The organism is Actinomyces naeslundii, from assembly GCF_001956585.1.
Lineage (GTDB): Bacteria > Actinomycetota > Actinomycetes > Actinomycetales > Actinomycetaceae > Actinomyces > Actinomyces naeslundii.
Genome location: NZ_MSRR01000004.1, coordinates 148,279 through 154,736, shown reverse-complemented (window position 1 = coordinate 154,736; position 6,458 = coordinate 148,279). Strand labels below are relative to the sequence as shown.

Here is a 6,458-nt window from a genome sequence, read left to right as displayed (position 1 = left end):
GGCGTCATCGACATGCGCTACGAGAACCCGCTCTACCTGGCCGAGGAGGTCGCCGCCCTCGACCTGCTCACCGACCAGCGCATCGCCATCGGCATCTCCCGCGGCTCGCCGGAGCAGGCCCGCCGCGGCTGGGAGACCTTCGGCTACACCGGCGGCGTCGACCCGCGCGGAGCCGACGTCGCCCGCGCCCACACCGCCCAGTTCCTCGACGCCGTCCGGGGCGTCCCGCAGGCGGACCTCGACACCAGCGGCGGCATGGCACCCGGTGCGAGCTCCCGCCTGCGCATCGAACCGCACGCCCCCGGCGTGGACCGCCGCCTGTGGTGGGGTGCCGGCTCGCGGGAGACCGCTGAGTGGACCGCCCGCCAGGGCCTGAACCTCATGAGCTCAACCCTCCTGACCGAGGCCACTGGGGAGGGCTTCTCCCACCTTCAGGCCGAGCAGATCCGCCGCTACCGCGAGGCGTGGAAGGAGGCCGGCCACGACTGGACCCCGCGCGTGAGCGTCTCGCGCTCCATCTTCCCGATCGTCTCCGAGGTCGACCGGAAGTTCTTCGCGCTGCGCGGCGAGGACTCCCACGACCAGATCGGCATCATCGACGGCCTGCAGTCGACCTTCGGGCGCACCTATGCCGCCGAGCCCGACGTCCTCGTCGAGCAGCTCGCCCGGGACGAGGCGCTCCATGCCGCCGACACCCTCATGCTCACCATCCCCAGCCAGCTCGGCGTCGACTTCAACCTCCACATCCTGCAGGCCTTCGCCGAGCACGTCGCCCCGGCACTGGGCTGGCAGCCCAACACCGCCGGACCGGTGACGGGCTACTCCCTGGAGGCGTAGACCTCCGGCACCGGTCGCCGTCCCGTCCGGTCGCGATACGGTTCCGTCATGGAGGACGCAGGCGATCAGGCCCCGGTGGTCGCGTGGATGGAGCACCACCAGGTGGTCCTGTACCTGGGGGCGCTCGTGGCCGGCGCCGTCCTGGGGCTGGCCGCTCCTGCAGCCCGCAGCCTTCTTGAGGTAGCTATCGCCCCGGTGCTGGTCACGCTGCTGTACGCGACCTTTCTCGGTGTCCCCTTCCATCGCCTGCGGGCCGCCTTCGCCGACGCCCGGTTCATGACGGCGCTTCTGGTGGTCAACTTCCTGGTGGTGCCGGCGGTGGTTCTGCCTCTGTCCCGGCTGGTGGCCGATGAGCCGGGGCTCCTGGTCGGCACCCTCCTGGTGCTCCTGGCGCCCTGCGTTGACTACGTCATGGTCTTCACCCGTCTGGCCGGCGGCGCATGGTCGCGTATCCTGGCGGCATCTCCGGCTCTCATGCTCATCCAGGCCCTCGTCCTGCCACTGTGGCTGGCCTTCGCCGCCGGCTCACCTGGGGCTCAGGGCGGTGGTATCAGCTGGCAGCCCTTCGCGCAGGCTTTCGTCCTCATGATCGCACTGCCCATGGGGCTATCGATCCTTACGCGGCGTGCTTCACCCCGGTTCCGGCCATCCGCCCGGCTCGCTTCAGCGACGACGGCGCTCATGGTTCCGCTCATGATGGCGACCCTGGTGTTCGTCGTCGCCTCCCAGGTTCCCCATGTCGCCTCCCGGCCCGACGTCGTCGCCCGGGTTGTTCCCCTCTTCGTGACTTTCGCTCTTGTTATGCCGGCTGTGGGAGACGTCGCCGGGCGCATGGCTCACCAGGGACGTCAGAAGCGCCTGGCTCTCGCCTTCTCCGGGACTACCCGTAACTCGCTGGTGGTTCTGCCGTTGGCTCTGGCGCTGCCCGATTCTATGGGGATGGCGCCGATTGCGGTGGTGACTCAGACCCTGGTGGAGCTCGTAGTCATGGCGATCGGTGTCCGTCTGTTTCCCCGCCTTATTCGATAGACGGGAGTGTGGAGAAGAAATCGACGCAATGACGTCGAAAAATGACGCGGCCTGTGGGGCTCGGAGAATTCCGAGACCCACAGGCCCCTGTCGTTGAGGGTGGCGTCGGCCTGGATCCCATAATTCCAGGCGGAGTCACCCTCCTTCGCCAGAGCGACTCGCGCCGGGCTCCCTATCAACCCGGGCGGCCTCGAAATCCGATCGGTCATCAGGCTCCCCAACCCTCGCGACCGGTTCCGTCCGGCGGCAGTCACTATGTAACCCACTGCTCCTGTGGAGGCACTTCAATATATCTCAAAGTTCGCTGGGAAGTTGCTCGGCGCGTTTCTCCTGTTTTCACAAGGCCTTCAGTTCAGGTTCCAGTGTTATGCAGTCGACGTCGTGTCCTGGCTGTGTATTCACGTGCATGAGTAGCGTCGCTGGTGTTCTTCTGGGGCGCGAGTTCACCGTTTTCCGGTGCTCATTACTGTGGAGGGAGAGAAGGTGGGTTGTCGCCGCGTCGGGGGGGGTGATGTCACTGTGAGGCGATGTGTTGCGATGCGTGAAAAGACGCACATTCTGAACGTGCGGTATGGCCGTGCGGTCGGTCAGTTACGGGAAGTTTTCAGATTTCCTCTCGGAAACGGGATGTTATTGTTCAACTGTCCAGCCGGAATTCAGTGGACGAGGGGTGAGGATTTCGCCTCTTGCTGAGCCGGACGCCGTCGCGCCCAATCACTTCAAGGAGCACTCGTTATGCCACAGGTCACCGGAGCCACCCACGAGGTGGGCGTGGACCAGCTCTTCTTCTCCACCACTGACGCGCGCGGCGTCATCCGCCACTCGAATAACGTGTTCATCGAGCTCTCCCGGTACCGGCGTGATGAGCTCTCCGGCGCTCCGCACAACATCATCCGTCACCCAGAGATGCCTGGCGGCGCCTTCAAGGCCATGTGGGACACCCTCAAGACCGGCAGCCCTTTCGCCGCCTACGTGCGCAACCTCGCCGCCGACGGCAGTGAGTACGACGTCTTCGCCACTGTCACTCCGCTGTCCGACGGCGGCTACCTCTCGGTGCGCACTCGACCGGTGTGCACCGACCTTTTCGACACCGCCTGCGCCATCTACCGCGACGCCCGCGCCGTTGAGGACCAGTCCATCGGTGCTGGGGCCAATCGTCGGGCAGCGGCTGAGCAGGGGCTCGGTCGCATCGCCGAGCTGCTGGCCGGGGCGGGCCTGTCCTCCTATGAGGAGTTCCAGAACACGGCCCTGCCTGCGGAGGTGGCGAGACGCGAAGAGCTCTCTGACGGCACTCCGGTGCGGCCGGGAGCCACAGGGGACCTGCGCGTCATGCTCGACTCGGTCACCACCATCGCCACCGGGCTCGACTCCTGGATGTCCGGTCAGCAGCAGCTCGCCGAGCTGTCGGCCTCGCTCAAGGCCGCCGGCAAGGGCCTGACCCAGACTCTGGAGGACCCGCGCCTGAGTCCCGAGCGGATCGCCGTGCTGGACCGCTCCGACCCCCAGGTCAAGCCGTTGGCCGACCTGCTGGATCTGTGGACCCAGATGCAGAGGCTGGTCAGCCCGCTTGTGGCTCGCCTCGTCAGCACCCTGGCCGAGCTCGACACCAACGGCGCCCGGACCCGTTTCCGCATCGCCCTGGCCCGTCTGCACGCCACCATCACCTCTCTGTTCACCGTCGAGCTCATTGACGGCGTCGGAGACCCGCAGTACTCGGCAGAGGCGATTCCTGACCTCATTGAGTCCCTCAACGACGGCATTGCGGAGATGGAGCGGCAGGCCCAGGCGCACCGAGCGCTTGCGGCCCAGGTCGTGGCGTACATCGGGGAGGTCAGCCGCATGATGACGATTCCCAACCAGCTCCTCATGCTGTGGACCGGTTCGCCCGCCTCTACCGACCCGGCCCTGCCGGCCACGGCCGCAGAGCTGTCCGCCGCGGCCTCGGGCGTGGTCGAGTCGGTTGGTCAGCGTCTGGCCGAGCTCGACGATCTCGCCGCCCGCTGCCAGGCCATTCATGTTGCCGACGACGCCGCGGACCTGCGGGATGCCTTGAGCTCCTTCACCACGGCGGCCAGCGCCGTCGCCCCGAGCTGAGACGCCCGGCGCGTCAACGCAGGCACAGGGCACAATCGCACGATAGCCGCAGAGAGGCGCCGGTTGGAGAACGTGAGCGTTCTCCAACCGGCGCCGCCGTGTTGATGGGGACGTGCGGGACCGGGCCGGTCTCAGGCCTGGCCGGGCCAGCCGCCTCGATCCTCCGCAGCCGGCGGGGCGGAGGGGGCTGCGGAGGAGTCTCCCGCGAGCCCACCCTCCCGCCCGGCTGACGGGGTGTATCCGTACGACTCGAGATGCTGCGCTTCGGCAGGGGCCGGGGTGGGCTGTCCGCCCTCGAAGGCCGCCTGCCCGGCCGGCTCGGACCTCACCGAAACGGGAACGGGGGAGGCCCAGCGCAGCTCATTGCGGGGAATCTCGTAGGCAACGCCCGGGTAGCGGCCGAACTGCTCCTCGCTGGGCACGCTCGTGGTGGTGGAGTCCAGCACCGAGAGCACCTGCTCCGGCGTCGGCCAGGAATCAGAGCGCTGGTAGCCGCTGGGAGCCGAGGGCGGGAACCAGGCGGTCGACTCCGGCGGGCGGATCATGATCCGTCCTGGGCGGCTGCGGTCGCGCAGTGCGTGGGCGCGCCAGGTGATGACCGGGTGCGTGGACTGCCAGACGGACAGGTGCAACCACAGCCCCTTCTCCCGCGTGGCGCGATCTGCCAGAGCGTGGGTGTTGACCTCGGCCCCCAGGTACTTGCCGCCGGAGAGGACCCCCATGACCCCGGGCACGCCCTCGGGCGCATAGGCGTAGCCGTGGTTGTCCGCCGTGTACTCCTGGGAGCGGATCAGAGCCTTGCCCAGAAGCGGAACGTTCTGACCGAGTGTGACGAACAGCAGACGCAGGAGGGAGATATGACCTGCGGCAAGGTGCCCGACCTCATGTCCGATGACGAAGCGCAGTGCCTCAGGGTCGCGGACCTGACCCCCGATCTCGAACATGTCGGAGTGGACGGCCACGAAGCGTCGGAAGCCGTGGCCGGCTGAGTAGGCGTTGATCCGACCGTTGCCCATCACCACGTAGGCATCGGGAACCCGGCGCATGCCGAACTTCCGGGCCGCCTCGACAACCATCCGGTAGCCCTCCGGGAACTGGGTGGGACTCATCTGGACCGCGGTTGCGCGGAGCTTGGCGTACAGCATCGCGCGTCCCACCCAGAGGACGATCGGGATGGCGGGTACCAGCAGGAGGAACTGCATGCCACTGCCCTCCTGGTCGAGGAAGAAGTCGCGAACCTGAGCCCCCGGACCGGTCGGTTCAGGCACAGCGCTCAACCAGATCAGCAGGGCGATCCACAGCAGATAGGCCAGTCCCGTCGCCACGCTCGTCGCGATCATGAGCGGGATCTCGGCAGGGTGACGCAGTTCGCGGATACCCCTGATGCCGTGAATGGTCGCGCCGTTGAACATCCGTGGGCGAGAGGGAGGTGCGTCCGACGGCGTCGGGCTTGGGGATTCAGAGATGGTGGGCGGAACAGGAGGTTGCATGGTGGCAACTTAAACGACTCGTCGCTGGATTCATCTCCTGCCCCAGGAGGATCTTCGTGCGTCACTTATCCGCCGTTTGGAGGGAAAAGTCCTGGTTGGTCGTCCCCAAGGAACAGGTGGTCCTCCAGGAGGTGAGGTGCAGGCGGGACCTGACGCCGTCGACAACGACCCCGTAGGCTCCTGCCCGTGCCGCACTCCTTGCCGTCGTCTCACTCGCCGTCTTCACCGTCGCAGTCGCCCTCCCTGTCCGGTCACCCGGACCACGCGGTCCCCTGGGGCATGCAGATCGCCGTGCGCTACGACAAGGTTCGCCCGCCCCGGCGCATCGACGTGGCGGAGGCCGCCGCTCGCGCCGTCGTCGCCCTCCTGGCCGCGCCCGCCTCCGCCCCCGGCGGAGTGTGGAGCCCGGCCGTCGAGTACTGGCGCGACGGGCGCATCCGCAAGATCGTGCGTCGTGCTCGTGGTAAGCGCTGGGAGGAGGTTCAGGGGATCGACGGCGTCACCGTCACCCAGGACGGCCCGTCGGGTTGGGGGCAGGCCGCCGCGCGGGCCTTCGTCCCCGGCCCGGTGCGCCCCCTGCCCGGTGCCCTGGCCAAGACCCAGGTGGAGGGCACCCACTTCCCGACCGGCGACGAGCTGCCTCCACCACCGGCCGCGATCACCGCCCGAGCTGAGCGGGACCCGGCCGCAGCAGCCGAGATCGCCCTCGGATCGGCGTCGGCCTCCGCCGGGGCTCTGGTGACGATCGAGGTCACGCCCCTGCACGAGATGACCTCGGGCAAGCTCGCCGCCCAGTGCGGTCACGCCGCCCAGCTCGCCTGGGAGAGCTCGGCCATGGATCCCGCCGTGCGGCGGGCCTGGGCCGACGACGGCTACCGGGTACGCGTCGTCGTGCCCAGCCGGGAGCAGTGGGAGACCGCCGCCCGGCCCGTCCGCGTCATCGACGCCGGCTTCACCGAGCTCGACGGCCCCACCGAGACGACCCGCGCCTACTGGTGAGCGCGCGGG

General features: G+C 68.3%; 5 protein-coding genes. 4 read left to right on the top strand and 1 reads right to left on the bottom strand.

The features are described 5' to 3' along the window. The 3 genes from BKH33_RS02835 to BKH33_RS02825 all read left to right on the top strand — a co-directional run. On the top strand, window positions 1-837 hold an 837-nt coding region (locus tag BKH33_RS02835), incomplete at its 5' end, for an LLM class flavin-dependent oxidoreductase (protein WP_244157416.1). A gap of 48 nt (window positions 838-885) precedes the next feature. Then, on the top strand, window positions 886-1,866 hold the full coding sequence (locus tag BKH33_RS02830) for an arsenic resistance protein (RefSeq protein ID WP_003780861.1): 981 nt from the start codon (window positions 886-888) through the stop codon (window positions 1,864-1,866). A 735-nt stretch (window positions 1,867-2,601) separates the two neighbouring features. Further along, window positions 2,602-3,960: a PAS domain-containing protein gene (locus BKH33_RS02825; protein WP_003780858.1), complete on the top strand. Its 1,359-nt coding sequence runs from the start codon at window positions 2,602-2,604 to the stop codon at window positions 3,958-3,960. Window positions 3,961-4,091: 131 nt separating this feature from the next. Here BKH33_RS02825 and BKH33_RS02820 read toward each other — a convergent pair whose 3' ends face one another. Continuing rightward, entirely contained in the window at window positions 4,092-5,372 is a 1,281-nt protein-coding gene (locus BKH33_RS02820) for a M48 family metallopeptidase (protein ID WP_050998470.1), read from the bottom strand. A gap of 357 nt (window positions 5,373-5,729) precedes the next feature. Here BKH33_RS02820 and BKH33_RS02810 point away from each other — a divergent pair, with 357 nt between their 5' ends. Further along, window positions 5,730-6,449, top strand: coding sequence for an aminoacyl-tRNA hydrolase (locus BKH33_RS02810; protein WP_075415955.1), 720 nt, complete (start codon window positions 5,730-5,732; stop codon window positions 6,447-6,449). Window positions 6,450-6,458 lie beyond the last annotated feature (9 nt).

Excerpts from the sequence above, each read along its gene's own strand:
- BKH33_RS02820 (WP_050998470.1), bottom strand. The coding sequence starts at position 5,372 with ATGTTCAACGGCGCGACCATTCACGGCATCAGGGGTATCCGCGAACTG.
- BKH33_RS02830 (WP_003780861.1), top strand. The coding sequence starts at position 886 with ATGGAGGACGCAGGCGATCAGGCCCCGGTGGTCGCGTGGATGGAGCAC.
- BKH33_RS02825 (WP_003780858.1), top strand. The coding sequence starts at position 2,602 with ATGCCACAGGTCACCGGAGCCACCCACGAGGTGGGCGTGGACCAGCTC.
- BKH33_RS02810 (WP_075415955.1), top strand. The coding sequence starts at position 5,730 with ATGCAGATCGCCGTGCGCTACGACAAGGTTCGCCCGCCCCGGCGCATC.